Origin of the sequence: Paraburkholderia caffeinilytica (assembly GCF_051027425.1) — a bacterium.
Lineage (GTDB): Bacteria > Pseudomonadota > Gammaproteobacteria > Burkholderiales > Burkholderiaceae > Paraburkholderia > Paraburkholderia caffeinilytica_A.
Map to the genome: position 1 here is coordinate 203324 of NZ_CP186552.1, position 25340 is coordinate 228663.

General features: G+C 60.1%; 26 protein-coding genes, 1 tRNA gene and 1 pseudogene. 15 read left to right on the forward strand and 13 right to left on the reverse strand.

What is annotated here, in order from left to right; genetic code table 11:
* Positions 1 to 130: 130 nt before the first annotated feature.
* Positions 131 to 1747 (reverse strand): collagen-like triple helix repeat-containing protein, encoded by a 1617-nt coding sequence (locus ACOSV0_RS00865; protein WP_434108121.1) that lies wholly within the window; start codon positions 1745 to 1747, stop codon positions 131 to 133.
* A 258-nt stretch (positions 1748 to 2005) separates the two neighbouring features.
* On the reverse strand, positions 2006 to 3217 hold the full coding sequence (locus tag ACOSV0_RS00870) for an MFS transporter (protein WP_434108122.1): 1212 nt from the start codon (positions 3215 to 3217) through the stop codon (positions 2006 to 2008).
* Positions 3218 to 3334: 117 nt separating this feature from the next.
* Between ACOSV0_RS00870 and ACOSV0_RS00875 the strand changes: the two genes are divergently transcribed.
* The 3 genes from ACOSV0_RS00875 to ACOSV0_RS00885 all read left to right on the forward strand — a co-directional run bounded on the left by ACOSV0_RS00875 (position 3335) and on the right by ACOSV0_RS00885 (position 6199).
* Positions 3335 to 3997: a HugZ family protein gene (locus tag ACOSV0_RS00875; protein WP_434108123.1), complete on the forward strand. Its 663-nt coding sequence runs from the start codon at positions 3335 to 3337 to the stop codon at positions 3995 to 3997.
* Positions 3998 to 4394: 397 nt separating this feature from the next.
* The gene (locus tag ACOSV0_RS00880; RefSeq protein ID WP_120297377.1) at positions 4395 to 4697 is read left to right on the forward strand and encodes an H-NS family nucleoid-associated regulatory protein; all 303 of its coding nucleotides are present in this window, start codon (positions 4395 to 4397) and stop codon (positions 4695 to 4697) included.
* 257 nt (positions 4698 to 4954) lie between these two features.
* Positions 4955 to 6199, forward strand: a complete 1245-nt coding sequence (locus ACOSV0_RS00885; protein ID WP_434108124.1) for a cation diffusion facilitator family transporter — start codon at positions 4955 to 4957, stop codon at positions 6197 to 6199.
* A 175-nt stretch (positions 6200 to 6374) separates the two neighbouring features.
* On the opposite strand, the gene ACOSV0_RS00890 is transcribed toward ACOSV0_RS00885, so the two are convergent.
* The 3 genes from ACOSV0_RS00890 to ACOSV0_RS00900 form a co-directional block, all read right to left on the reverse strand.
* Positions 6375 to 6833 carry an Lrp/AsnC family transcriptional regulator gene (locus ACOSV0_RS00890; protein ID WP_012431468.1) on the reverse strand — a complete coding sequence of 153 codons (459 nt, stop codon included), beginning with the start codon at positions 6831 to 6833 and terminating at the stop codon, positions 6375 to 6377.
* 90 nt (positions 6834 to 6923) lie between these two features.
* Complete coding sequence (locus ACOSV0_RS00895) at positions 6924 to 7553, reverse strand: exonuclease (RefSeq protein ID WP_434108125.1); 630 nt, start codon at positions 7551 to 7553, stop codon at positions 6924 to 6926.
* The gene (locus tag ACOSV0_RS00900) at positions 7550 to 8194 is read right to left on the reverse strand and encodes an MBL fold metallo-hydrolase (RefSeq protein ID WP_434108126.1); all 645 of its coding nucleotides are present in this window, start codon (positions 8192 to 8194) and stop codon (positions 7550 to 7552) included. The genes ACOSV0_RS00895 and ACOSV0_RS00900 overlap by 4 nt, the downstream gene beginning before the upstream one ends.
* A gap of 637 nt (positions 8195 to 8831) precedes the next feature.
* Here ACOSV0_RS00900 and ACOSV0_RS00905 point away from each other — a divergent pair.
* Positions 8832 to 9422: a septal ring lytic transglycosylase RlpA family protein gene (locus ACOSV0_RS00905; RefSeq protein ID WP_434108127.1), complete on the forward strand. Its 591-nt coding sequence runs from the start codon at positions 8832 to 8834 to the stop codon at positions 9420 to 9422.
* A gap of 213 nt (positions 9423 to 9635) precedes the next feature.
* On the opposite strand, the gene rsmI is transcribed toward ACOSV0_RS00905, so the two are convergent.
* Positions 9636 to 10514 (reverse strand): 16S rRNA (cytidine(1402)-2'-O)-methyltransferase, encoded by an 879-nt coding sequence (gene rsmI / locus ACOSV0_RS00910; protein ID WP_434108129.1) that lies wholly within the window; start codon positions 10512 to 10514, stop codon positions 9636 to 9638.
* On the opposite strand from rsmI, the gene ACOSV0_RS00915 reads away from it, so the two are divergent.
* From ACOSV0_RS00915 to ACOSV0_RS00945, 7 genes are all read left to right on the forward strand, one after another.
* Positions 10513 to 10995 carry a YraN family protein gene (locus ACOSV0_RS00915; protein ID WP_434108130.1) on the forward strand — a complete coding sequence of 161 codons (483 nt, stop codon included), beginning with the start codon at positions 10513 to 10515 and terminating at the stop codon, positions 10993 to 10995. The genes rsmI and ACOSV0_RS00915 overlap by 2 nt on opposite strands.
* Positions 10996 to 11260: 265 nt before the next feature.
* The gene (locus ACOSV0_RS00920; protein WP_434108131.1) at positions 11261 to 11848 is read left to right on the forward strand and encodes a phosphoheptose isomerase; all 588 of its coding nucleotides are present in this window, start codon (positions 11261 to 11263) and stop codon (positions 11846 to 11848) included.
* A 20-nt stretch (positions 11849 to 11868) separates the two neighbouring features.
* Positions 11869 to 12663 (forward strand): BON domain-containing protein, encoded by a 795-nt coding sequence (locus tag ACOSV0_RS00925; RefSeq protein WP_434108132.1) that lies wholly within the window; start codon positions 11869 to 11871, stop codon positions 12661 to 12663.
* Positions 12660 to 13010, forward strand: a complete 351-nt coding sequence (locus ACOSV0_RS00930) for a c-type cytochrome (RefSeq protein WP_434108133.1) — start codon at positions 12660 to 12662, stop codon at positions 13008 to 13010. Before ACOSV0_RS00925 ends, ACOSV0_RS00930 begins: the two co-directional genes overlap by 4 nt.
* Positions 13011 to 13098: 88 nt before the next feature.
* Positions 13099 to 13174, forward strand: a tRNA-Ala gene (locus ACOSV0_RS00935).
* A 439-nt stretch (positions 13175 to 13613) separates the two neighbouring features.
* A complete protein-coding gene (locus ACOSV0_RS00940) occupies positions 13614 to 13964 on the forward strand; it encodes a helix-turn-helix transcriptional regulator (protein WP_434108134.1) in 351 nt (116 codons plus the stop codon).
* Positions 13965 to 14062: 98 nt separating this feature from the next.
* Positions 14063 to 14998, forward strand: coding sequence for a replication protein RepA (locus ACOSV0_RS00945; RefSeq protein ID WP_434108135.1), 936 nt, complete (start codon positions 14063 to 14065; stop codon positions 14996 to 14998).
* A gap of 1367 nt (positions 14999 to 16365) precedes the next feature.
* Here the strand turns inward: ACOSV0_RS00945 and ACOSV0_RS00950 are convergent.
* Entirely contained in the window at positions 16366 to 16650 is a 285-nt protein-coding gene (locus tag ACOSV0_RS00950; protein ID WP_434110360.1) for a DUF29 family protein, read from the reverse strand.
* A gap of 53 nt (positions 16651 to 16703) precedes the next feature.
* Positions 16704 to 17048 carry a hypothetical protein gene (locus tag ACOSV0_RS00955; RefSeq protein ID WP_434108136.1) on the reverse strand — a complete coding sequence of 115 codons (345 nt, stop codon included), beginning with the start codon at positions 17046 to 17048 and terminating at the stop codon, positions 16704 to 16706.
* A gap of 687 nt (positions 17049 to 17735) precedes the next feature.
* On the opposite strand from ACOSV0_RS00955, the gene ACOSV0_RS00960 reads away from it, so the two are divergent.
* The 4 genes and pseudogenes from ACOSV0_RS00960 to ACOSV0_RS00975 all read left to right on the forward strand — a co-directional run bounded on the left by ACOSV0_RS00960 (position 17736) and on the right by ACOSV0_RS00975 (position 18731).
* Entirely contained in the window at positions 17736 to 17999 is a 264-nt protein-coding gene (locus ACOSV0_RS00960; protein WP_434108138.1) for a hypothetical protein, read from the forward strand.
* Between the two features lie 119 nt (positions 18000 to 18118).
* Complete coding sequence (locus ACOSV0_RS00965) at positions 18119 to 18376, forward strand: hypothetical protein (protein ID WP_434108139.1); 258 nt, start codon at positions 18119 to 18121, stop codon at positions 18374 to 18376.
* Positions 18366 to 18485, forward strand: a pseudogene (locus tag ACOSV0_RS00970) (DNA polymerase III subunit beta); the annotation flags it as partial. The gene ACOSV0_RS00965 and the pseudogene ACOSV0_RS00970, both read left to right, overlap by 11 nt.
* A 57-nt stretch (positions 18486 to 18542) precedes the next feature.
* Complete coding sequence (locus ACOSV0_RS00975) at positions 18543 to 18731, forward strand: nucleotidyltransferase (protein ID WP_434110379.1); 189 nt, start codon at positions 18543 to 18545, stop codon at positions 18729 to 18731.
* Positions 18732 to 18814: 83 nt separating this feature from the next.
* Here the strand turns inward: ACOSV0_RS00975 and ACOSV0_RS00980 are convergent, their stop codons facing one another.
* The 5 genes from ACOSV0_RS00980 to ACOSV0_RS01000 all read right to left on the reverse strand — a co-directional run bounded on the left by ACOSV0_RS00980 (position 18815) and on the right by ACOSV0_RS01000 (position 25013).
* On the reverse strand, positions 18815 to 21022 hold the full coding sequence (locus ACOSV0_RS00980) for a DotA/TraY family protein (protein WP_434108140.1): 2208 nt from the start codon (positions 21020 to 21022) through the stop codon (positions 18815 to 18817).
* Positions 21023 to 21034: 12 nt separating this feature from the next.
* Positions 21035 to 21556, reverse strand: coding sequence for a hypothetical protein (locus tag ACOSV0_RS00985; RefSeq protein WP_434108141.1), 522 nt, complete (start codon positions 21554 to 21556; stop codon positions 21035 to 21037).
* A gap of 352 nt (positions 21557 to 21908) precedes the next feature.
* A complete protein-coding gene (locus tag ACOSV0_RS00990; RefSeq protein WP_434108143.1) occupies positions 21909 to 23351 on the reverse strand; it encodes a hypothetical protein in 1443 nt (480 codons plus the stop codon).
* Positions 23352 to 23359: 8 nt separating this feature from the next.
* Complete coding sequence (traW, locus tag ACOSV0_RS00995) at positions 23360 to 24568, reverse strand: conjugal transfer protein TraW (RefSeq protein WP_434108145.1); 1209 nt, start codon at positions 24566 to 24568, stop codon at positions 23360 to 23362.
* A 10-nt stretch (positions 24569 to 24578) separates the two neighbouring features.
* Positions 24579 to 25013 (reverse strand): hypothetical protein, encoded by a 435-nt coding sequence (locus tag ACOSV0_RS01000; protein WP_434108146.1) that lies wholly within the window; start codon positions 25011 to 25013, stop codon positions 24579 to 24581.
* Positions 25014 to 25340 lie beyond the last annotated feature (327 nt).

Genomic DNA, 25340 nt, shown 5'->3' on the forward strand with positions numbered 1-25340 from the left:
CCGGATTGCGAATCTCTTACTCCCGCCATTGCCGCGATAAAAAAACGGCGAACCGGTTGACCCGGTTCGCCGCCCCCCTTTGACGCCTGTTTTTTGTCGCGCCGTTATTTGCTGTCGTTGTTCGTATTCGTTACTTCTTCGTCGTCAGACCGCCCAGACCGCCAAGCAAGCCGCCGCCGGTCGTGCCGCCGGTAGTCCCCGCCGTACCGGTCAATGCGCCGGTGACGGTATTCAGCAGACCGGTGATCGGTGCAAGCGGGCTGGTGGTCCCGCCGCCGCCGCTGCTCGAACCCGCCGCCGACCCGAGGGCGCCTGTCAGCGACGACACCGCGGCCGTCACAGGCGCCAGCGGATTGCTGGTGCTGCTGCCGCCGGTCGCGCCGCTCAATGCGCCGGTGACCGAGGTCACAATGCCCGTCAGCGGTGCCAGCGGACTGGACGTGCTGCCAGAGCTTCCACCGAGGCTGCCGAGGCTACCGGTCACGGTGCTGAGGACGTTGGTCAGCGGCGCCAGCGGGCTGGCCGTTCCGCCGGAGGTGCCACCGAGGCTACCGGTCACAGTGCTGAGGATGTTGGTCAACGGTGCCAGCGGACTGCTCGAACCGCTGCCGCCGGTCAGACCGCCGCTCAAGGTGCCTGGTAGCGCGGTGAGAATGCTGGTCAACGGTGCCAGCGGATTCGTGGTGCTGCCGCTGCCGCCCGGATTCAGGATGCCGGTGATGCCGCCAAGCGGGTTGCCACTGCTCGAACCACCCGCGGTCAGCAGGCCACCGGCCGAAGTAACGGTGTCGCCGAGCTTGGTCACGACATTGCCGAGATTCTGGCCGATCGGATTGTTGGTCGCGCTGCTCACCTGGGTACCCGCGCTGTCGAGGCCGTGACCGATGGTCGACAGCAATCCGTTCAGCGGTGAACCGAGACCGGTCGTATCGCCGACGGTTTGAGTCGTTTGTGCGAGCACGGTGGTGATCGGCGTGATCGCGGTGCTGACGGTTTGCGTGACTTGCTGGATCGGGCCGGTTGTCAGTTGTGAGGTCAGTTGCGTGCCGATGCCGCTGACCGTATTGCCGACTGTCGAGACCACGCTGCCGAGCGGCGTGGTCAGCGGACTGAGCGGCGCGGTGGGACCACTGCCGAGACTCGTCACGAGCTGACCGGCGCTGTTGACGGCCTGGCCTGCGTCGTAAACCAAACCGCCGCTGCTCGCCAGCGTCGTGCCAAGCGGGTCCTTGGAATTGCCGAGCTGGCCGAGGCCGTTCACCGCGCCTGTGCCGACTGCGGTGACACCGGCACCTAGATTCGACACGACGTTGCCGAGCGCGGTGGTGGTGGCCGGATTCGCGCCGGGAATCGGCGTGAGGCCGATCTGGCTGCCGATCGCGGAGACGGTTTGGCCGGTCGCGGTGACCACATTGCCGGTGTTCTGGACGACGACGCCGATCGGATTGGCGCTGGTTGGCGTCGGTGTGGGTGTGGGTGTCGGCGTTGGAGTGGGCGTCGGCGTCGGCGTCGGAGTTGGAGTTGGAGTGGGCGTCGGAGTTGGTGTCGGCGTCGGCGTCGGCGTTGGCGTTGGCGTTGGCGTCGGTGTCGGTGTAGGAGTCGGCGTTCCGCCGCCCGAACCAGAACCCGAGCCAGAACCCGAACCACTTCCGGTGCCCGGCTTGACCAACGTGCTTCCACATCCCGTCAGTAAGATCATCGACGACACGCACATGGCGATCGCCGATAGTTTGAAATTGCGATTCATGGTCTGCTCCCCCGTAATTTGGACATTGCTGGGGGAGCTAACTGCAAGGCCTATGCCATTTATATTCGCAGTACCGAGGAGTCGAATAAACTCATATGAATCAACATGTTGGGGGCGAACTCATAAAAGAGTGAGCGTCCTGACGCAGCCGATGTGGCGGGGAACACATCAGCGTGCAGGCTTCGCGTAACGTAACGTAAGCTTGGGGTTTTTCATATTGCGTAACGTGCGGCGATGCAGCGGCAGCGCGCGTCTACGTCAAATCTTCAAACGCCGCAGTACCTTCGGGCCTGCGATCGCGATTAGCGCCGCACACACGGCCACCACGGACAAGCCGATCGGCAAACTGGTCACCTGCGTCACCGCGCCGATGATCACCGGCCCGAGCAGCAGCCCGAAGTACGCCAGCCCGGCCACATGCGCGAGTCCTTCGGCTGCGTGAATGCCTTTGACGCTCGCCGCTGCCGCGAACAGCACGGGCATCATGTTCGCCAGCCCGAGACCCATCAGCGTGAAGCCGATGAGGGCGGCGACCGGGTTCGGCAGCAGCAGCGCGCCGACCATCCCCGCGCAGGCGAGCGACGCGCTCGCCATCACCAGTTGCGGGGCGCCGAAGCGGGCTCGCACGGCGTCGCCGGCGAAACGCGCCGCTGCCATGCCGCCTGAAAACGCTGCGTAGGCCGCGCTCGCGAGGGCTGGCGTGGACAACACGACGTCGCGCATATAGACCGTGGCCCAGTCGTACATCGCGCCTTCGGCGATCAGGGCGACCAGCGCCATCACGCCGAGCGCCCACAGGGCCGGCGAGCGCCAGCGATTGGCGCGTGGCGTGGCGGCGTCGGGATGGTCGGCGTGCGGCACGTGCGGCAGCACCGAAGGACAGGCCGCGAGCAGCACCGCCGCGCTGACCGCCGCGGCTAGCGCGAGATGCACAGCCGGCGCCATGCCGCGCGACAGCAAGGCGCCGCCCACCGCCGCGCCGAACATGCCGCCGACGCTGAACATGCCGTGCAGCGACGACATGATCGGCCGGCCGAGCGCTTTTTCGACAGCGCTGGCTTCCGCGTTCATCGCGACGTCGAGCGTGGCCATGCCGGCGCCGAAGAAGGCCAGCACGATCAGCAACATCCAGTAAGCCGGCACGATCAGGATGAGCGTCGCACACGCCGTCATCACCAGGCCGCCCGTCAGGCAGGCGCGGCGCGTGCCGACCCGCGCGATCCACGAAGCCGTGGTCGCCATTGCACCGATCGAGCCGCCGGCCACCGCCAGCAGCGCGAACGAGAGCATTGCCGCGTTCAGATGGAAACGGTCGCGCACGGTCGGCACATGCACCCCCCACGACGCGTACATCATGCCGGCGATGAAGAACACCGCCATCGTGGCGATTCGCGCGCGCTGCCGGGCGCTGTCGGAGAGATCGCGATGAGCTGCGGGGAGGGTGGCGAATTCGGGGGAGCGGTCGGACACAGAAATCTCGTGAAAGGGAACGCGCAAGAAAGCGCGTTGAAAGCGAATTTCCGATTCTAACGAAGCGCACTGTCTTATGCTTGGAGCGGGTCGATCCAACACTTGAGGAACGCGCACTTGAACATTCCCGCTCACGCCCCGCTGCATCTGCTGCATACAGCCGCTATTGGTACGCTCGCTACCCACGCGCGTCAGCCGGAAGGCTTTCCTTATCCGTCGGTGCTGCCGTTTGCACCGGACCTGCAGCATCGTCCGACGATCCTCGTGAGCCGGCTCGCCGAGCATACGCATAACCTGCTCGCCGATCCGCGCGCCGGCTTTCTGGTCGTCGATGCACCCGACGGCGACGTGCTGAGCGGCCAGCGTGTCACCTTGCTCGGCAGGTTCGAACCGGTCGACGCCTCTCCCGAAGTCGTGCAGCGCTATCTCCGCTATCACGCGGACGCGGAACGATATCTTGCCCTCGGCGACTTCACGTTCTGGGCAATGAGGCTCGAACGATTGCGCTATATCGGCGGCTTCGGCGCGATGGGCTGGCTGGATGGCGCCGAACTCGATCCACTGCCGCCCCTCGGCTTCGATGAAGAAGACGCGCTGATCAGACATTTCGCCGGTCACCCCTCGGTTGCCGGCGGACTTCAATTGCTCGGCGTCGATCGATATGGCGCCGATCTGAAGCGGGATGGTGTGCGTACCCGTTTTGTCTTTGACGACGCAAAACTCAATACTGAAACCTTGCATGCGGCGCTCGAGGATTGCATCCAGCGCCATACTGATTAAGTCCTGATTGCTGTTTCGGGAAAACACTTATGCCGCTATAACAGTACGGAGCGTGCATCCCAATATGTTCCGACATTTCATGTCGAAGCTTTCATGGCATGAAATGTTGGTGCAGATTTCTTATCTTAAATTTCATGGATTGATAGTTAATCTGATAATTACTGATGTGTAGCCATACTTTTCAGCAAAGTTCGAAAAATTATCTATTTGAAAGGGGCTGCGTAACATCCTGGTCGAGTGAAATTTTTTGAAACGAATTTAGATTAATTTTACGGCGCCGCTTTTGTAGTCTTTCTATTTTGTGTTAATCTCGCCATCAAATTCCGAGGCATGTACACCTTCAAAGGGCAAGCTGGCTTAAGACTGGCAGTCATTTATCCGAAACACAAGGGAACCTATGTCGTCCTACAAAGAACTACTCGCTCAGCGCGAGAAGCTTGAAAAGCAGATCGAAGAAGCAAAGTCGCGCGAATACGCAGAAGTGTTGAATGAGATCAAGCAGAAAATGACCGATTACGGCATTTCGCTGACTGAGCTTGGTGGTGGCCGTGGTGCCAAGGCGGCTAAAGCCGGCCGCCCGCGCGCAGGCGTTGCACCGAAATATCGTGACCCGGATAGCGGTAGCACGTGGTCGGGCCGTGGCAAGCCGCCGCGCTGGATCGCAGGTCTGGATCGCGAGAAGTTTCTGATCCAGAAGTAATACGAATAGGCCAATCAGCGGCGCTTATCGCGTCTGCTGTTGCGAGAAAGAACCGCGTACCGTCAAGGGCGCGGTTTTTTTATTGCCTCCAAAAATTGGCCGAGGCTCTTTGTCGCACGTGCTCCATAAAACTGGAACGCGAATGCTTTTCGTTTAGATAAGCAACTGATTTAAAAGGATTTTTTGTGGTCTATTCAGCGCGTATCGAGATGTCCCGGGTAGAATGCAGGCATTGAACTTTTTGCTTCGTTTCAGATATGCCTTCCACCGTCACCGTCCAGTCCGCTGAGAAACATCGCGTTGCGCGCAAAAGTACCTTTGTCAGTATTGCGCTCAATACGGTGCTGATGGCGCTGCAAATCGTCATCGGGGTGTTTGCTCATTCGCAGGCGTTGGTTGCCGACGGTATCCATTCTCTAGCCGATCTGATTTCCGATTTTGTCGTGCTAATCGCGAATCGGCACAGTGGCGCCAAGCCCGACGCGGATCACAATTACGGACACAGCCGCTATGAAACGGTTGCGTCATTGTTTCTGGGTGCGCTGCTGATTGTGGTCGGCGTGGGTATGTTGTGGCGCGCCGGCACGCGTCTCGCCGATCTGCAAAGCATCCCCGCCGTGCATATGAGCGCGCTCGCGGTCGCGGTGCTGGTGCTGATTTCCAAAGAGAGCCTGTTTCGCTACATGCTGCGCGAAGCGCAACGCGTGCGTTCAGCGATGCTGATTGCGAACGCATGGCACGCGCGCTCGGACGCCGCTTCGTCGTTGGTGGTTGCGATCGGCATTGTCGGTAGTCTCGCAGGCGTGCGCCTGCTCGATCCGATCGCCGCGGCGATTGTCGGCTTCATGGTCGCGCGCATGGGCTGGATGTTTGGCTGGGACGCGTTGCAGGATCTTTCCGACCGCGCGCTCGACCAGGCCGCCTCCGCCGACATGCGCGCGCTGTTGCTCGCGACGCCCGGCGTACGCGACGTGCACGAAATGCGCACCCGCAAGATGGGCGACTTCGCTCTCGTCGATGCGCACATTCTGGTCGACCCGCTGATTTCGGTATCGGAGGGACACTACATCGCCGAATCGGCGCGCTTGCGCATCCTGACCGACAACCGTGTGCTCGACGCGCTGATCCATGTGGACCCGGAGAACGACGCGGTTGCGCGTCCGCCCGTCAATCTGCCAAACCGGGATCGGGTAGTCGCCGAGGTCAATGCCGCGCTCGCCGCAGGTGGCGTGAAGGCCGCAGCGGTCAATATTCACTACTTGAGCACGGGGCTCGACGTTGAAGTGGTTTTGCCGGCGGCGAGTTCGCCCACAGCCGGAAGCGATGCGCCATGTCTTGCCCGCGTCGATCTGGACGCGCTCAAGCGCAGCCTGGGTGCCCGCAAGCTGGACGTGCTGCAAGGGGTGGATGCACTACCGGCCGAAAGCGGCGTCTCGACCGGGACAGAGTCTGGAGGCGTCAGCGCCCGCGCCAAAGCTGCGGAACCGCACAGCGCCACCTGATCGCCGTTACTCGAGTCGAATCATCCGCCGTGCGCGAGTCGAATCAGCCGCTGTGCATGAGCCGAATCAGCCGCCGTGCACGGGCCGCCGTTTCAGATCGTGCCGGCTGCACGGATTTAAGGTTGAGGCGGTATAGCGTCACAACGAGGCGGTCTCATGCCCTTACGGCTCAGCCTCACAGCGGCAATTGCGTATCGAATTTGATTTCGCGCAGCACAACGCTCGTGCGCACCTGTGCGACGGCGGGAATCTTGAAGATGCGTTCGTGCAGAAAGCTGTCGTACGCCTTGATGTCCGGCGCGACGATCTTGAGGATGTAGTCGGATTCGCCGGTCGTGCTGTAGCACTCGGTAACCTCAGGGCAGGTGGCGATTTCCCGCTCGAACTGTTCGACCCCGCCCTCGGTGTGGCGCGTGAGATGGATATGCGCGAGCGCGCAGACGTGCAGACCGAGCTTTTCGCGATCCAGTAATGCCGTGTAGCGCTGGATCACCCCCGATTGCTCCATATCCTTGATACGGCGCCAGCATGGGGTGCTCGACAGGCCGACCTGATCGGAAATCTCTTGCACGGATCGGCGTGCGTCGAGCTGCAGCAGGCGCAGGATTTTTTGAGAGAAGGTATCGAGTGTCAACTGCGCCTCCGTTGGCGTCGCCGTATCAACGCATAGTAGAGGGCGCGAAAACGAAACGCAACGGAAACCGGCTTCGGCGAGGGAGATTACCTAATTTGCCGGTTCCTCAGCGGCGTTTTGCCCTGAGTCGTCCCCATCTTTATTGGCCGCCGGCGTGGCGGCCTGAACAGCGCGCAGATCCTTGAGCATGTTGCAGAAAAGCGCGCCCTGTTCGATCGCGTCGTCCAGCGCGACATGCGTGTGCGGATGTTCGTCGAACCAGTGCTTCGGGAAGCGCGGCTTGATGTTCTTGCGGTACGGCAGGCCAGTCAGTGCGAAGGCCAGCGTTTTGATGTCGAGCGCCGACCACGAAAACGGGCAGCGGCCGACAAACCGCATCATGTACCAGAACATGTAGGTGAAGTCGAAGCCGGCCGGCATCGCCACGAACACAGGTTTGCCGGGCAACGCCTCGACCCATTCGACATAGGCCGTCAGCGCGGCCTGCGGATCCTGCAAATCCTTGCGGCAGGCTTCCCAAGCCTCCGGCTGCGTTTTCCACCATGCTTCCTGCACAGGATGCGGCTTGGCGCCCTCGAGCAAGTCGAGATTCGCCGAGAAGGTGGCGATCAGCCGTTTGTCTTCCGTGTATGCGGCGGAGGCGAAGCTGAGCATCGAGTGCGGACCTGGAATCGGGCCGTCTGCTTCGACATCGGTGCTCACATAGATTTCGCTGCTCATGCCTGGACTCCGTCGGCCACATACGGATTGGTGCGGCGCTCGGCGCCGAACGTGGAGGTGGGGCCGTGGCCCGGAACGAAGGTGACGTCGTCGCCGAGCGGCCAGAGTTTTTCGCGGATCGCGCGGATCAGGTCGGCGTGATTGCCGCGCGGAAAATCCGTGCGGCCGATCGAGCCGGCAAACAGCACGTCGCCCACCAGCGCGAGCCGATGCGCGGGGCTGAAGAACACCACGTGGCCGGGTGTGTGTCCAGGGCAGTGATAGACCTCGAGGGTTTCGTCGCCGAATTGAACGGTCTCGCCGTCCTGCAGCCAACGGTCCGGTTCGAACGCTTCGGCCGCGGGAAAGCCGAAGCGCGTGCTTTGATCCGGCAGCTTGTCGAGCCAGAAGCTTTCGTCGGGATGCGGGCCTTCGATCGGCACGCCGTAATGCGTGGCGAGCGTCTTCGCGCCGGCACAGTGATCGATGTGGCCATGCGTGAGGAATACTTTTTCAACCGTCACGTTCTGGCGCGCGATTTCACCCTGGATGACATCCAGGTCGCCGCCCGGATCGACGACGGCCGCGCGTCCGGTTGCCTCGCAAACGAGTAGCGAACTGTTCTGCTGGAACGGCGTGACGGGGATCAAGGTGACTTTCATGGATGACGGCGCCGCTGGAAAAACGTTGATTGTACCGGCGTCTCATCGATGCCCGTCGAGGGCGTCGAAGCCCCGCTGCAGCGGGCTTTCGGCTGCCTATTTTTGCAGCAAAAGTGAAAATTCATCAAGGATTTCAGTCGCTTGTCATCCCAAAATTTTCTTTTGGGTATAATGCGTTCCATGCACAAGGAATTGTGTATGCCACAAGGCGATGCGTCCCCATCAAAAATGGGCACGCGGATTGCCACTCAAGTATGGGCTGTCGCAGTTTGGGGCGGCCATCAGGTATCGATGCATTCGATGCACACGTCTTACCCAGCCAGGCGCCGCGCGCCTGCAACGGACTTAAATACCGTGACGCTGGGTGGGGCCTACGCCGCTGTTCCTGCGCGCTGAGTTCCGCGCGCAAGAACGTGTTTGCCACGTTCGATGGCGGCATGTGGGGTCTGGTCAGGCTGCCGGGGACAGGTTGCGCCAGACGTGAAAATTAACCGTGCGGTAGCGGCTGGGTAGCCGCGTGCGGGCTTTGACGTACTGCGCTTTTCTGCGCGGCGCGTTGTCGTCCATTACCGCCGGAGTCGCAGGCAACACGCTCAACTTTCGCGTGATGCGGCTCGACAATTTGATTGCACGTCTTATGAAAACTCGGTTATCCCGCAGTCTGGGGACTCTTTTTGCCTTTTTTGTGCTGGCCGGCTGCGCCACGCCTCCGGGCGCGAGCAGTACGTCCGACAGCGGCGCGCCGCTGAGCACGAAGAGCGCGCAGGCAGGCTCGTTCGGCCCGCAATCCTTCGGTAGCGCGCCGGCCTCCGACGCAGCCGCCAAGGGCTCGTCGCTGGCCGATGCCAAGCCGCTGTCGGATGATGGTCCCAGCATTTCGGACTTTCATCAGACCGGCCGCGCTTCGTGGTACGGCCGTGGCTTCCATGGCCGCCGCACCGCCAACGGCGAACGTTTCGACATGCACGCGCTGACCGCGGCACACCGTACGTTGCCGCTCGGCTCGTATGTGCGCGTGACCAATCCGGCCACGTCGCGCTCGGTCGTCGTACGCATCAACGATCGTGGTCCGTATGCACGCGGCCGTATCATCGACTTGTCGATGGCCGCCGCCGCCGCGCTCGACATGCGCCATGCCGGTACGGCGCGCGTACAGATCGAAGGTTTGACGCAGCAGGAAGCTCGGGCTGCGCGTAATGAAATGCTGGCGTCGAACGCAGACAAGTGATGTAGCAGCGGCCGCGGGCGCGCCTTTGACGCGCTCGTGACGCCGGGCAACATGGCGCTAACTCGCGCCGTTGTTCGCCAAAAGACAAAGGGCCGCTTTGCGCGGCCCTTTTCTTTTACTCATCAACCGTGGCTGCGCGCAGCCGCTCATTCCTTTCGGTCCGGACCCGTGCTGCGAGCCTGATCCGCTGACGGACATTTCTTCCCGTCCGCGTTATTCCCCGTCTTTCTTCAGCGCCAAAGCGCGCGTGTAGAGCGCGTTGCGCGATGCGCCCGTGAGGGTCGCCGCGACTTTTGCCGCGCTGCTTACCGTCAACTCTTCCAGCAGGATACCCAGCAACGCGTCGTGATCGTGTTCGCCTGCGGCTTCCGGCTGCGCGCCTTCCACCACCAGGACGAACTCACCGCGTTGCCGGTTTGGATCGGCGGCGAGCCACGTTGGCCCTTCGGCCAGGGTGCCGCGGTGCAGCGCTTCATGTAACTTCGTCAATTCCCGTGCGATCAGAAGCTTGCGCTCGCCGCCGAATGCGTCGGCCAGCGCCTGCACGGTTTCGACGATCCGGTGCGGCGCTTCGTAGAACACCATCGCGTGCGGATGGCTCGCGAGCGGTTGCAATGCCGCCGCGCGCGCTTTTGCCTTCGGCGGCAGAAAGCCGAGGAACGAGAACGTTGCGACCCAGTCGCCGGCCGCGCTCAAGGCGGTGGCGAGCGCACTTGCGCCGGGCAGCGGGATGACAGGGAAACCGGCCTCGCGCACCGCGTCGACGAGTTTCGCGCCGGGGTCCGAGATGCCTGGCGTGCCTGCATCGGACACGTAGGCCACGCGTTCACCCGCTTGCAGGTGCTCGATCAGGCGCAGCGCCGCGGCCCGCTCGTTGTGCTGATGAACTGCGACGAGCGGTTTCGAGATGCCATAGCGCGCGAGCAATTGGCCCGTGTTGCGGGTGTCTTCGGCGGCGATGCGATCCACCAGTCCGAGCACATGCAACGCGCGCAGCGTGACGTCGGCGATGTTGCCGATCGGCGTGGCCACCACATACAGCGCGGCGGCAGGGTACTGCTGCCCTTGCGCGAGTTCGGAGAGAGGAGTCATGAGACAGAAGACGCAGACAGACAGAACGAGGCCGCCATTGTGCCACGCAGCGGCGCGTGAACCGGGCGGCGGGCAGGTGAGTGCGCGGGCCGGGGGCCACAACTTTTCGAGACCAACCGGGTCCAAACTCGTCGGCGCGGCTTTCGAGGCGCGTGCGATGGAGTTTTTGCAGCGGCAGCGCTTGCGTTTCGTCGCGCGCAATGTGTTGTGCCGCGGCGGTGAGATCGATCTGGTCATGCGCGACCGTGACGGCGCGCTCGTGTTCGTCGAAGTACGTGCGCGTGCGCAGCAGCATTACGGCGGCGCGGCAGCGAGCATCGGGTGGCAAAAGAAGCAGCGGATCGTGCGTGCCGCGCGGCATTATCTGGCAACCCGCAGCAGGCGTTCGCATGATGAGCCCGCGTGCCGTTTCGACGTGATTGCGTTCGAAGCAGGCCGGCTCGTGTGGCTGCGCGATGCGTTTCGCGCCGACGAAGTCTGACGCAGTGCGCGGAGAACACGCGTGAGTGCGATAAACTTGCGCTCGCGTGCGGGCCTCGTGGACGCCGCCGGCATCCAGGAAGCGGCGAGGAAGCGGCGAGGAAACGGCGAGGAAACGGCGAGAAACCCGCGCATTTCGCGACGGTTTTACGCATACGCACGCACTGCGTTGCCGGCAGGGTTCACCCGAGCGGTACGACTTCGCAATACGACTTCACAACACGGCCGCGTACTGCGGTCCATTCGCGGTAGAAAAAAGAGACTCGATGTCAGTCGAACGTATTCAACAACACTTCCGCGATAGCGCGGCAGTCAAACTCGAAGCCCTCGAAACACTGTCGATGCCGATCGCCGCCGCGATCGACACGATGTTCGCAGCGCTTGCCAACGGCAGCCGCATTCTTGCGTGCGGCAATGGCGGCTCGGCGGCCGACGCGCAACATTTCGCCGCTGAACTGATCGGCCGCTTCGAGCGTGAGCGCCCGGGCTTGCCGGCGATCGCGCTGTCCACTGATACATCGGTGCTCACCGCTATCGCCAACGACTACTCATTCGAGCAGATTTTTTCGAAGCAGGTGTGGGCCCTTGGCCAACCGGGCGATGTGTTGCTGGCCGTCACCACGTCCGGCAATTCCGCCAACGTGCTGGCCGCGATCGAGGCCGCGCACGAGCGCGAGATGATCGTGGTCGCGCTGACCGGCAAGGGCGGCGGCCGTATGCAGGAAGTGCTAAGCGATACCGATATCCACATTTGTGTGCCGTCCGATCGCACCGCGCGTATTCAGGAAGTGCATTTGCTGACCATCCATTGTCTGTGCGACGGCATTGATGCCATGTTGCTGGGCGAAGACTGATTCCGAAGGAGAGCTAGTTGATGAGCGTATTCCGCGTCAAGAAGACATTGGTGAGAACCGTGCTGGTGATCGGGTTCGCGGCGGGACTGTCCGCGACATTGCAGGGTTGCTTTCTGGCCGTTGCCGGCGCGGCGGGCGGCGGCGCGCTGGTGGCGACCGACCGGCGCACGCTCGGCGCGCAGACCGAGGATCGCGAGATGCAGGTGAAGGCGCTGGCGCAGATCAGCCAGAACTTGCCCGACAACGCGCACGTCAACGTGACGGTGTTCAACCGCCGCGTACTGCTGACCGGCGAAGTGGCAGGCGACGTCTCGAAGCAACGCGCGGAAACCATCGTGCGCGGTTTGAACAACGTCAACACGATCGTCAACGAACTGGCGATCATGCCGGCGAGCTCGTTCTCGTCGCGCACCAATGATACGTACCTGGAAACGCGCGTGAAGACCGCGCTGATCGCCGAGAAGAACATCTCGGCGAACAACTTCAAGGTCGTGGCCGAGCGTGGCTCGGTGTATCTGATGGGCCTGGTCACAATGGACGAAGGCAATCGCGGCGCCGACGTTGCAAGCCGCGTGCCGGGCGTGGTGCAGGTCGTGAAGGTGTTCCAGTACATCCAGCCGCAGGAAGCGGCGGCGGCTGCCGCTGCAGCGGCGACCGCACCGGTAGCGGCTTCGCAGCCGGACGCGAGCGCGCCGACTGTCGGTGCGATTCCCGATTCGTCGGTGAGTTCGCGTCCGCTCGATCAGCAATCACCGGCGCCGGTCAGCAATTCGAATGCGGTGCATCCGGGTAATCCGGCCGCGACGACACCATGAAGCGAGGCGTCGCGCTCGTTGCCGCGATGTTGACGGTTAGCGCGTTGGCAGGGGCTTTTGCATCTGCAGCGCGTGCGGCCGACGCGCCGCGTGGTCAGATCGTTGCTAACTCGAATGCCTGCATGGGATGTCATGCGGTGGACCGCAAACTGGTCGGCCCGTCGTTCCAGCAGATCGCAGCAAAGTACAAGGGCGATGCGCAAGCGCCGGCAAAATTGGCGCGCAAGGTGAAGGACGGCGGCTCCGGCGTATGGGGCATGATTCCGATGCCTGCGCATCAATCGATGAGCGATGCTGACATTCGCACGGTGGTGGATTGGGTGCTGGCTGGCGCACCGTCGAAGTGATGTTTGGCGACGCGTTTTGCCACCGGGTTGTACCGCCGCGGGGCCTTGGCAAAACGCAAAATGCCTGTGCTAGAATTGTTTGCACGTTGGGGGGGTAGCTCAGCTGGGAGAGCGTCGCGTTCGCAATGCGAAGGTCGGGAGTTCGATCCTCCTCTCCTCCACCACCAAATCCTTTAAAACCGGCCACTTAGGCCGGTTTTTGTTTTTATCCTTCCATGCTTATTTGGGTCAATTTTGGTGTCGGGCTGTCCCAAATTTGTCCCTTGCAGTCCATGTCTTCAGGCGACAAGTCTTGACTGCCCCGAGCAGACCAAAGACAATCCAGCACGTAGTTATCCTGCATCCATGAGCCTTGACCTAGATCGGGAGATCTAGGGCCCGCGCGGGCAAGCACCTTCCGCGTGTGGTTAACGGCATGCAAACCGGCTGATACGGACGGAGTCGGGGCGGCGCAAAAACAAAGCCCGCGCGCATGTCGAGGAATCGCCTGTGGGCCACTCGGCCCGCCATTTGGTACAACACTGAGGTGTCTGGGCCGGTGGTTGGTGCGCACGTTCGGTAGCTCATACGCTTTCACAGCGTGTGGGTCGCCGGAGCTTGCCCATGCCAACAGAGTTGCTTGTTGAATTGCTGACGCTCAGTCAGCTGTGTCCTCTCCTCCATCGCAAACCAGCCACGGTTTACGCCGATATCGCGGCGAAGCGGTTTGACCGTTTGCCGCCGCTTGTTCGATTGCCGGGGCAGCGGAAGCTCCTGTGGCGGAAGCAGGACGTTTTCGAATGGATCGAACAGCACGTCCAGCCTGCGGTGGCGGCTGTTGCCGATACGCGCAAACCCACGAGTGCAAAGACTCAACTGAACGGAATTGATCCACCTGAGCAACGCAGGCAAATCGGTCGCCCGACCAAGCGGCAACAACTCGAGCGTTTAGCCGCCGCGCGGGGTGCCAGGTGAGTTTCCCCTCAGACAAACTAGCCAGTTCGCAAAGGAATGGCGTTGGGACACCCATAAAGCGAGTCTCTCCCGTTCAGCCAAGTGGAAGCAATATATGCTTGCCGGCTGCCTGTGAAGGAGGAGTTCGCCCACGTGGCCGACGAGATATCTCGCAGCGGCACCGCGACCTCATAGAAGAGGCCCTCCGAATCGAGCAAGAAGAGGCCGGCGTTGCCTGCGCGACTGGCTATCTTGCCCGCACGCTCGCGCAGGCGACGCTTCCGCACTCAGATCCGAAATTGGCACCAGGCCAGATGTATAGCAGAGACACCGGCAAGCTCACGCTCACGGTCAGTCCTACCAGCAAGCGTCACGGCATACCTTACGGCTCGATCCCGAGGATGATCCTCGCCTGGATCTGCACAGAAGCCGTGCTCACCAAGGAGCGCACGCTTTCGCTAGGCCATAGTCAGTCGGATTTCCTTAAGAAGGTCGGGCTTCACAACAACGGGCGTGATATCCGTCGCTTTCGAGAGCAGAGCCTGCGATTGTTCAAAGCGGTGATCTCTATCGAGCATGCCGACGACTACGTAGACGCATCGAAGCGACTGATGATCTCCGACCAATCACATGTTTTCTGGCATCCGAAAGAGGCAGACCAGTGCGCCTTGTGGGAGAGCACCCTCGAGTTATCACAGCGCTTTTTCGACGAAATTCGGAGCGCACCGGTACCGATTAAGCTGGAGGTTTACTACTCTCTCAGCAAATCGCCTCTTGCGATGGATATTTACGCTTGGCTTACCTATCGCATGTACGTTCTGCGGGTCTCTGGACGAAGAGATGCACTCATCCCGTGGGCCAGCCTCAAGCATCAGTTTGGTGCCGGTTATGCCGATAAGCCTGACAGCAATCAGGGGCTCTACGACTTCAAGTCAAACTTTAGGAAGCGGTTGCGCGAGGTCCTTAACTTCTACAGGGAAGCAGAGGACCATGTCGAGGACACTGGGCCTCATCTTCGCCTTACTCCTTGCAAGCTGCATATTCCAGCACGCTGAGGAGGCGTGCATCCTTCCGACACCGGAGCGTTGCGAGCGTCCCGGTTTCTCGAAGCCGGAATCAAAGAGGTTCGCTCCATTGCATTTGTGGATAAGTGCACATGTCCACGTGTAATTGCTCAGACGACCTGTCAGCCTTGTTCCGCAAGGGATCCAGCGGGAGCAGCGCGAGTTGTCCACGTGCAATCGCTCAGATATGAACGTGTAATCGCTCAGACCTTTGCGTGTAATCGCTCAGTTTTCCGATACGTGCAATCACTCAGAATCCCTGTTGGGTAAGGAGTTTCGGACAGACGTTTCGTGCAGCAAGTAGTGTTTTCAAGTAGCTTTTCAGGTATTTCTTATACAGGTAGTTAGCAGTCTTTGATGTGGACAACGCTGTCACCTGGTTGTTGTCATCACTTCCGTCATTTTTCGCCTTGAGCGCGACCAAACAACCTCCGGTACGTGGCGCCATTCAATCGCCGCACGTGGTTTTAGCGCTCGTCGCGGCAAGCCACGCCGATCGCTAAGACCGGGATAAATCCCGCTCGTTGCGTGCTGCTTCGCAGACCGCAACAACCTGGATACCCGACCCCTGTGAGGGCCATTGCGACTGCAACGTGGTTCACACAGTTCCGAAAAATTTTGCAGAATGACGATACCGCTATGCGGCTGGCGATTTGCTTCCTCGGCTGGAATCCGGTGTGGAAAACTCGTTAGATCTAATGCTGTCGGCGCGAGATCAGTCGTCGGGCGTCCAACTCGTGATGGGAGAAATAGGCGCGCGCCTGTCGCGCAGTCAACCCCTGATAAAAGCACAGCTGGTCAACAACCGCCCAGCCGGATTGCCCGGCCTTGAAGGCCGGTCGGCGCTCTCCCACCGCCCTACGGGCGGCGGTGCCCGTGCGCCTCAATCCGGGCTCGTGGCACTCGCGATGCCGCATCGTCGATCAACGGCTTGGGCTTGCAGAGAGAGGGACCTATGGTCGGCAAACCTTATGGCTAAGGCAAGCCGCATCGCGGCGCGTCAGGCCGAAGGCAACGTTCGTGGGGAGCCGGTGGGCGGGTGTAGGACGCCGGCTACCAAGCCGGCGCTGTCCACGCCCTTGTGGTGTGGGCAGTGCTCCCGTCCACGGGCGGGCGCGGAACGACCACTGCCGCGCGAATCGACGGTTCGACTGGTCAAGCTAGCACAGTGCCGAGATGTCGTTTTTTGGGCGAGCCGCGACCAAATAACCTCGGCATACTTGCGAGAACGCAGAGTGGTAGGCTGCTGTCAAATGTTCCACGGAAGAATTCGAAATTTCCCCAAACGCCCGTCGCAAAAGGCTTTTCGGCGGCCACGGGCAAGCATGTTCCACGCAGACATACAGCGCTTGGCCCTATCAACGAAGTCGCCCTGACATAATAACGCTTATGTCAGATTTGGCCGGCTGATCGTCATAGAAATGACGTTGTACGTAATAATGAGTTGGACTACTGGGACGAATTGCGAGGGTTGCCATGTACCAAGCGGTCAGGCTCAGGCCCTCCAGATATTCCCATTGCAGCGGGTTTTGCAGCATCTTGGCGAGTCGTTCCAACGGTTCGTGGCGCAACGCGCGCGTGAGGTTTTCCAGCTCTTCGGCCAGCTTTTCCCGATCCAGTTCAGCGAATCTGCTGGCGCGCAGCTTCGCTGCGTGATATTCGGCTCACAGCGCAAAGTCGGTGTTGTAGTCAGTCACTAGTCCGCGTCCTCCCGGTCAAAATCGGCAACGCGCAGGACCGGTTTGCTGATGGCTTCGCGCATCCTCTCAAGGATGGCCAACGCCGTGCTGTCGTCATCGCCCATGTCCAAGTCCCAATGAACGATCGCTGGTTTTTCCGTGTAGCCCCACGGTACACCATCGCGGTAGTGGACCTCGTGGATTGCGCGCCAAGATTCCTCTCCGCCCGTGAATTGCATCACACGATAGTTCCAGTGCGACGCGGGCTGCGCATCTAAATTCATCTCACGAATCGTTACTGGCCGCACTGGTTTGCGGATGATGCCTTTAAGCGCTGTTACGTCCTTCGTTTTGATGCTCATGTGCGAGGTTAAACGCTCCCGTGTCGGGCTTGTAGTTTAGCGGAACCGTGTTTTGGTGCGCGGACAGTCGCCCTTGTCGCCAAAATAGCCCGTGGTGCCGCTGGCGATGATCGGTCAAGGTTCCCCGGGCGAGAGATCGCCTGAAAGACTCGAAGGGGCCAAATCTTGCCGCGTTTGAGCCCGCCGGTTGAGGTTATTTGGTCGCGCATGTATCGCGCAGGTCGCAAATTCATGCTTTCGAGGTTCCGGTGTCTCGGCGTATCCTTGTGGTACGAATACAGCTAGGAGCACAACATGCTTGATTCGAGACTCGGCAGGTACCTCACCAGCAAGGAATTTTTCGATTGTGCAGCCGAGGTCGTTGAGGATGCCGTGTGCGAACTGGAAAGGCGGGGATTTGCGCCGACATAGGACCGATCGGAGCAGGACAAGGAGGACGCGTCATGCCAGCCGACAAACTAGGCCGCTATATGACCAGCCCTGAATTTTTGAAGCGAGCCAACGTAGCTGTCGTGGAGGCAGCGCGACAGCTCGAGGCGAAGGGTATCAAGCCAGTCTACCTCGACCGGAAGACTGGCCGGATTGTCGGCGGTGAGGACGACCAAGGTCGCGAAAAGGGCTCTTGCGAGGGTCAGACGGTTCCCGATATATTGAAAAATAACGGACCGAGGCAAAGAGGGTACGAGAATGAGCGATAACGGAGCCGCGCTTGGCAGAGCTTTTGCTGCCGAGCGGAATGCGGCAGACTGGAAGGTGTATGCGAAAAATCTTGAGCAACAGCTGTTGGCGGCAGAAGCGAACCTCGCGGGCAACAAGGCGCTGAAGGACGCGGCCCTGCGAGAACTTGCAAAAGTTGCTCCATCGAATTACCTGATGGTGCAACAGAATCGCCAGCGGATCTATGACAAGGATTTCGACGCTATCGTAGCGTCAGGCCGTCGCGTTGCGTAACCCACTTCACGGAGAAAAACCCGTCGAGTAGACGGGCGTCCACTACATTCGTTCGCGAGAGATGCGACCGGCGTCTTTGGGGCTAGGACGATGACGCGCGACGAACTGCACAATCCCTCGTGCCGGTTCACAAGGACGCGACAAGCCGTTATGCGCGCCTGCGCGAGATACCGAACCCGTACCACAGCGAGTCTGCTGCAGACTCGATCGGCTCGACCTGTCTGGCAATCTTGGGCGAAGCCCTATGCTATTTCGTAGGCGATTGGGTGACATGGCTGTCGTTCCGTATCAAGCCGGATTGTCAGTTGCGTTTCGGCGGTGTCCACTATCGCGAGATCACGGACGCTGAACTCGAAGAGGGCAACAATGACCGGTAACGTCGACCCAGCGACCACGCAGGCGATATGCGCCTTCCTGGCACGTCTGGAAGGTCGGTTTGTGGTTGCGCACGCGATACTGTACGGAAGCCGGGCTAGAGGCTACCACCGGCCGGACAGTGACGCAGACCTTGCGCTAGTCCTAGCGGGCCACGGCGGCGACGCGATGGCTGCAACGCTGGCGATGGCCGATGAGGCGTTTGATGTGCTGCTCGATACCGGCATCCGCATCAGTCCGCTCGTATTGTGGGAACGCGAGTGGCAGCGTCCCGAAACCTATTCGAACCCGGCTTTGCTCGCGAACATTGTCCGCGATGGTGTGCCATTCGACCGCCTGCTGTCGGGCCGCAGATGACCGGCTGGCGCAGATTTCAACGGCGCGACATCCCATAACGGTTCACCGAAAAGAACATATAGCCCGTCGTTACGACGGGCTTCTTACACGCTTTCGCGACGGATCCGGTTAGCGTCAGTGGGGTCCGCTGGAGCGCTGCCGCCGCCAAGCATCGCAGGCGCTTGACTACGGGCAGTGTTGGCCCCTTGATTGAGGCCTGCGCCGAAATTCTGATTAGCTTTGTCGGTCAGATCCTGCCCTACGCGTCCGGCCATCTGGCCGCCGATCCAAGCAAACACCTGATCGGGGATCACGTGGATAAGCGAGAAAGCACCGTTCACGAGCGACAGGCACATGCTCACATAGAGCACGATGAACCCGACTATGCTGACCAGCCCGGTGGTCGAATCGTACTGCGCGTTCTGTAGGGCAACACTGAACATTGAATTGAGCAACGTTCCGAGCGCGACGACACCGGCCCCGCCAAATACGAAACCCAACATCATGAACACCGGCCGAAACATCACATTGAGCAGGAAGATATAGCCGTGCGTTGTGCGCTGGCCCATGCCTTCGCCGTCACCGTCAAGGTGCGCAAACCCCCATAACGGCGATGCCACAAGGCTTTCGCACACAACGGCAAACCAGCCAACCACGCCTCCGAACCAAACCATGAACGGTAGCATCGGTATGTAGATCGACAGCATTGCGCCGAAGAAAAACAGCGTAATAACCAGCATGACGATGAAGGGGCCGAGTGCCTTCATCACGCCGCTGCCCATGCCACCAACCAGTCCTGAGATCCCGCCCGTGACGACCTCTGCCGCCTTGCCAATCAGGGTGTCTTTCGCGCCTAACGCGGCCTCGACACCAGCGTATCCAGCGAGTGCTACCCACCCCGCATCAAGGATGCGATCACCAAGGTTTTTCATGCCGATCAGCGGATTGGTGGCGGCGCCCGGCCCTTGTCCCGAATTCCAGCTAACGACCCACTTCACCAGTCCCTGCCCGTTGAAGATCTTCCCGATGATGGTCTTCGGATCAGCGCCGGTTATACCCGTCGAAAGGTTGTCCAATGCACCCTGCGTTGTAGCAACCGATGCGTCCTGTTGAAGCTGTTGGCTATATACAGTGCTCACCTTACGGTATAGCTGCGGATACGGGATGTTGTCGGCACCAGTGCCGGGCACTGCCGCAGCCGTCGCGTTCGCCAGGTTGCTGACCTGCGAATTCGCTTGCGCGAAGGTCTGATACCAAGCGCCCATCATGATCCAGCCGTCGCGTTGCAGGTTCGACTGGATGACACTCGCTAGTCCATTGATCGCGCTTGATGAGTTCGAGATCGCCTGTGTAATCGAGGACTGGTATTGCAATGCCGCCTGGTTGATGGTGTTCTCGGGATCGGCCGCCTGCGATTGCCTGTTCACCGAAGACACGTAAGCCTGCGCTGCGGCTAACAAAGTGGACTGCATCGCGGTCAGCGCGTTTTGATGTGCGCTGAGCATTTGCGAGTAAGCCGCGTTCGGATCGGCCGAATAGACGACCATGCCATCGTATTCCGGCATCGACGGCGGCGATGCAAGGTTGATTTCGGCGCCGCCGCACGAAAGGCCGCGCTGATTCATCAGGACGATCTTGGTGCTTGTCGCGATTGGGTTGAACTTCTCGGCCGGATCTACGGACACACCGCTATCGTTCGGCATGTTGTCGATCGCCGTGTTGGCCGACTGAGCACACAGGTTCGCTTCGAACAGGGCTTTTGCAAGCATCGTAGCCTGCGGCGCAGCCGGCGTCGCGATCATCGAGCCACCCGTGTTGAGCACGTTCACGGCGGCGTCCAGCGTGAGATTGGCGATGCCGACGCCGAGCATAGTTCCCCACAGCATCACCATCTGCACACCGCTGAAGCCACCGAACACCGGTACGAGAGACGAGAACCCGACGCTGGTGCGGATGATGAACCACGGCGATGACTTTTTCTGCCCCATGAATTCGCCGTCCTGCCCGGTCGCGATAAGCGCAGCGCTAAAGTGATACATCGCCCAAATCACGCCCACCGCGAGCACGCACGAGTTCAGCACGAGAAACATTTGTGCGACCATGCCGCCCGCTCCGCTGCCGGCAGCGAGCGGGTTGTGTACTGCTGGCCCGAACACCAGTTCGAGCAGGGACATGGACTTGTCACCACTTCGGTTCGCCGCGTTCTGGATATCGCCGATCGACACGGACTGCTGCTGCGCAAACGATGTTGTCGCCACCATAAGAAACGCGGTTGCTAACGCTCCTCGCTGGAGTTGCTTGAGATTTTTCATCGACAGACCTAGCTAGAAGATGCGAGGATTGAACACGCGTATCAATGCACCTTGCGCCCGGAAGAAGTCGCGGTAGTTGCCGAGCGGCTCGTCGGGCCGCCGCGGACCTGTTTCCATCTGCCATAGGCGATGCTCGTACTTGACCGCAAACAGCATCGGCAGACAGAGGCCGAGCATGCCGTTCACCACGGCGAAAATGTCCCCGCCGAACACCCCCCAAATGACATACAAGCCGCATAGCGTGACGAAGACGAGGCACACGCGTTTCTTGTTGAGGCAGTCTTGCGCGATCCGCTTCAGCGGAAGTGCGTCGGCCGACCGGAGTGCGAGCGCTTCGCGATAGCTTCTGACATGGCGGCTTGTCGGCTTTTGCCGGTCGATTTCATCAGTCAGGTCGCGCACTGTCTTTGCGCCGGTTCCCATCGCGTCTTTCGCGGACTTGAAGGCCCGGAAGATCGGATAGCCGGGGATGATGTACAAGCTTGCGCGTGCGATACGGCGGCCGATGCCGGCTTTCTTCGATTCGTTGCTCATCGTGAATCTCCTTCTCGACTGCGTTTTCGAGCTTTGTGTAGGCCTGTTTCAAGAGGAACCACCAGAAAAAAACAACCCACGCTACTGCTAGGCCAACACCGAGCCAGTTCGTTTCGTCATGATGGTTGCGGGCCCACCACACGGAGGCGAGTAAAAAGCAATGCACGAGGCCGCAGATTTGCGTGATGAGGCAAGCGTCTTTGAACTGGTTGTGAGTGAGTCCCCCGCGTGCGCGGCGACGTCGCACGACGAGGGGGATAGCCGCGATTACATACATAAAGTGGTTGAGACGTTTCATGGAGCCACCTTCAGCTATGTTCTGTTCGATTCGTAATGTCGAAATGGGCAACCCCTACGACTTCAGGCACGAATAGAACCAGTGCTCCTGCGCTGCTCCGACGTTCGCCAGGTAGTAACCAGCGGGACAGCCGTTTCGAAACGGATCGTATCCACCGCAGAGCCAAGATTGATTTTCGTTTCCCGTGCCTCCCTGAACATCGTCGTAGCCACACATCGTTCCCGAAGGTGTTTGACCAGGCGATTGCCAGACATAGTTTTGGCAAAACAATGGCCCATTGCCTGAGTTGCCAATCAAACCGTTGGGAGAGCAGCTAGTGCCCGCACTTGCATAGCCATTCGGCTGAATATATTCATTTGCCGTAAGCCGCCCGGTCGTTAGCAATTGGCCACTCCCGCCTCCACCGCCTACGACCGTCACGCCAGCCCCGTTCCAAGGCTTCAGGTACAGGTTTCCGCCGCCAGTCTCGATGTACTGCGTACCTGGGTTGTAAATCTGCGTACCGTTGCCCATGATCGTGTTGCCGTTGATCGAGGCCTGTCCAGCGACGTTCGCGTTGCCGTTCACCTGCGCGCCGGCCGCTGTGACCGTCCCTGCCGAATTCACGTTGCCGACGAGCGCTATGTCGGCAGGTGCCCCACCGGGATGCTGTAAAAATAGCGATCCGGTTTGATAGATCGCTGAGTTCGAGCCGTCTCCGTAATAGGTTGAGTTTCCGATCTGGACATTCCCGCCGGCCGCCGCCACGACTTTCTGAGCGTTGACCGTGGCTGCATTCGAAATGTCATGCAGCGTGCCATCTGTGCCCTTGAAATTCAGAGCGCCTTCCATTGGCAGTGACCCGTCGCGTCGCACGTAGGCTGCCCATCCGCTCGAACCGTAACCCACGCGCATCGCCAGAATGCCGGCGATATTGCCCATCGGATTTGCCTGGGACCATCCAGCACTTATGCCCGTGATCGTGCCGGGAGTCAGCAGGTCCGAATAGCCCCCGTCGCCGCCGATCGCCGCTGCTCCATCATCCAAAGTCAAAGGCTTGCCGGTCGAGGGGTCTGTAATAGCGCCAGCGATGTACACCAGTCCGCTGACATCGCAACTCGGGGCAACGCACCCTGCCGGTGTCTTGGCAAGTAAAATCACATACGGCGTCCCGTAGGCGCTCGTTGTGGCGTAGTCGGCAGGGATCACGTTGATATTTTGCAATTCCGTCATCGTGGGCGCGTACGCATTCGCGACGCCAGGAACCGCAGTTCCGTTGACCAGATTCGCGTAGTACTTGGCGAGATACACGCCGTTAATGCTGTTCCCGATATCGGCAAGTACGTTCCCCTGTGCAGAAGTCTGCTGCGACAGCATTTCCTGACGCTGCGCCCATATCTGCGTAGCGGCAAACGCGATCGCAATCGACGCGCCGATTCCTAGCGAGAGCAAGTCATAGATGCCTCGCTGCCGAGCGCGCGAGCCGATGAATAATCTATTGAGGTTCAATGCGTGCATTTGGTGGTTCACCGGGCATTAGTCACGCGTACGCGCTGAAGTTGAGCTTCGATTGCGGGACGATCGGCCGAGCGTTCGTGTGCAGCAAGGGATTGCCCAGACAGGACATTCGATTGCCTCACGGCTTTGACCAGTTCATGAACCTGATCAACCAAAAATGCTTGGGTGAGAAGCTGTTCGCGCTGGAGTTTCGTCGGATCGGCCACTGCACCGAATTCGATTTGCCAGTAAGGATTTTGCCAACGGCGGCCTGCCTCGAAGTCTTCGAGTTCCGCCAGGCTCATGGTGCCGGTGCTCTTGGCAACGCTTGACGCGTTCGCATTGAAATACTGAGCCGCAGCGTCTGACTGCTTGATGTCTTGGATCAGTTGGGCGCTACCGGGGAATGGCATGCGCGACGCAATCAGGTCGTTCATGGGCTTGATTGCAGACGACATGTTCGCCTGATACGCCTTTTGCATCGCGATATATAGCTTGCCCGTTTCCGTGCTGGCCTCAGCCTTGGTGATGCTCTCGGGCGGTTGCGGATCGATTGACATACGGGCATAGGCGCGCGCCGCGTCCTGCTGCTGCGGTGTGAACGTCAGATCTATGCTTTTCCCCGGCATGCCTGCACCGATGAGAACAGAATCCACGTCCGCATCGGCGTCCGGCATAGTGGAAGTTTTGCAGCCAGCGTAGCCCATTTGCAGTTCGAGCGGACTGCAATAGTTGTCGGCGTGGATGCTTGCTGAAGCTCGACGCGATGCCTCAACCGAAGGGGCGAGTGAGTTGAGCGCCTTATCAAGCGGTGCATAGCTAACACGCGAGCCACCGGGCCGATAGCTCGACGCTGTTGTGGCAGCGCTATGGATGGCCTGCAATGCATAGTTGCTGCTCGACGTAGCACAGGGATCGATGGGCAACTCGGTTTCCCGAGCAACCTGATCCATTTCCTGTTGCCGCTGCACTTCGAGCGCCATTTCGCGCTGCGTGTTGGACGCCTGAACGACGCTGTCGGACATCTTCGATCCGACGCTGGCTATGTCAGTATCGATCTCGTTCAAAATTGTGGATAACGATGTGCCGAGAGAGGCGATTGCCGTTTGAACTGTCAGTTGTGCCTCTGTGATCGCGCTGACGACACATCCGTCACATACGGCGAAGGCACTACTGCTGACCGAGAGCAGTGTGGCTCCCGCGAGCGTGGCGCTCAGTTTGATCTTGGTGATTTTCACAGTGGCGTCCTCAGTGGCACGTAGATTCGAGACGCATCGCGGTCGGAGCGGACACGAACAGTTCCAACAGCCGCACTTTCATGGCAATGACTTTTCCTTCTGCAAGCCACTGCCTCATGGTCATTTGGCGCATCACCGACACACCATTCGCGCACTCGCACGCGGTCACTGCGCGGTCCAGTGCCGCATCGTTGTCGATCTGAATCTGCTGTAAATGTGCGAGCGCTTCGGCGTGACGCGCATCGGCCGCCGCTTGTGCGGTTGCAAGCATGTCGGACGTGCTTTGTTGATCGGCGAGCGTTGACGCCGAGACAACAGCGAGCACGTAGGCGCAAATGATTTTTCGAATCACCATGTCAACTGCCCCCGGCATACACCACGGAACGGCGCATGTCATATAGGCCGTACAGATACGCCCGCGTCTCGCCGGGTGCAGTGCGCTCAATGAGGGTTTCCAAGCGTTGGAGCGACATGTGCCACACGTCTTCGGTCTCGAAGACAACTGATAAATCGGTGTCGAACGGCAGCGAAGAAAGGGGGTGACTTGCTTGTAGAATGCGGGTAGTCATGCGTTGGCCTCTCGTACAGGTCTATGTGTGATCAGGTGCGGCGGCCGGTTCCAGCCGGTCGTCGTACCGACATTCTTTTAAGGTAATCTAATTAAAGATAATCAATTATCACCGACACAGATAATTCGGCAAGTACCGGTTTGTCCTATAGTTCAAACTCGCGGAAATATTTTTTCTCGTAGGCTGGGAAAATTGCCTAACAA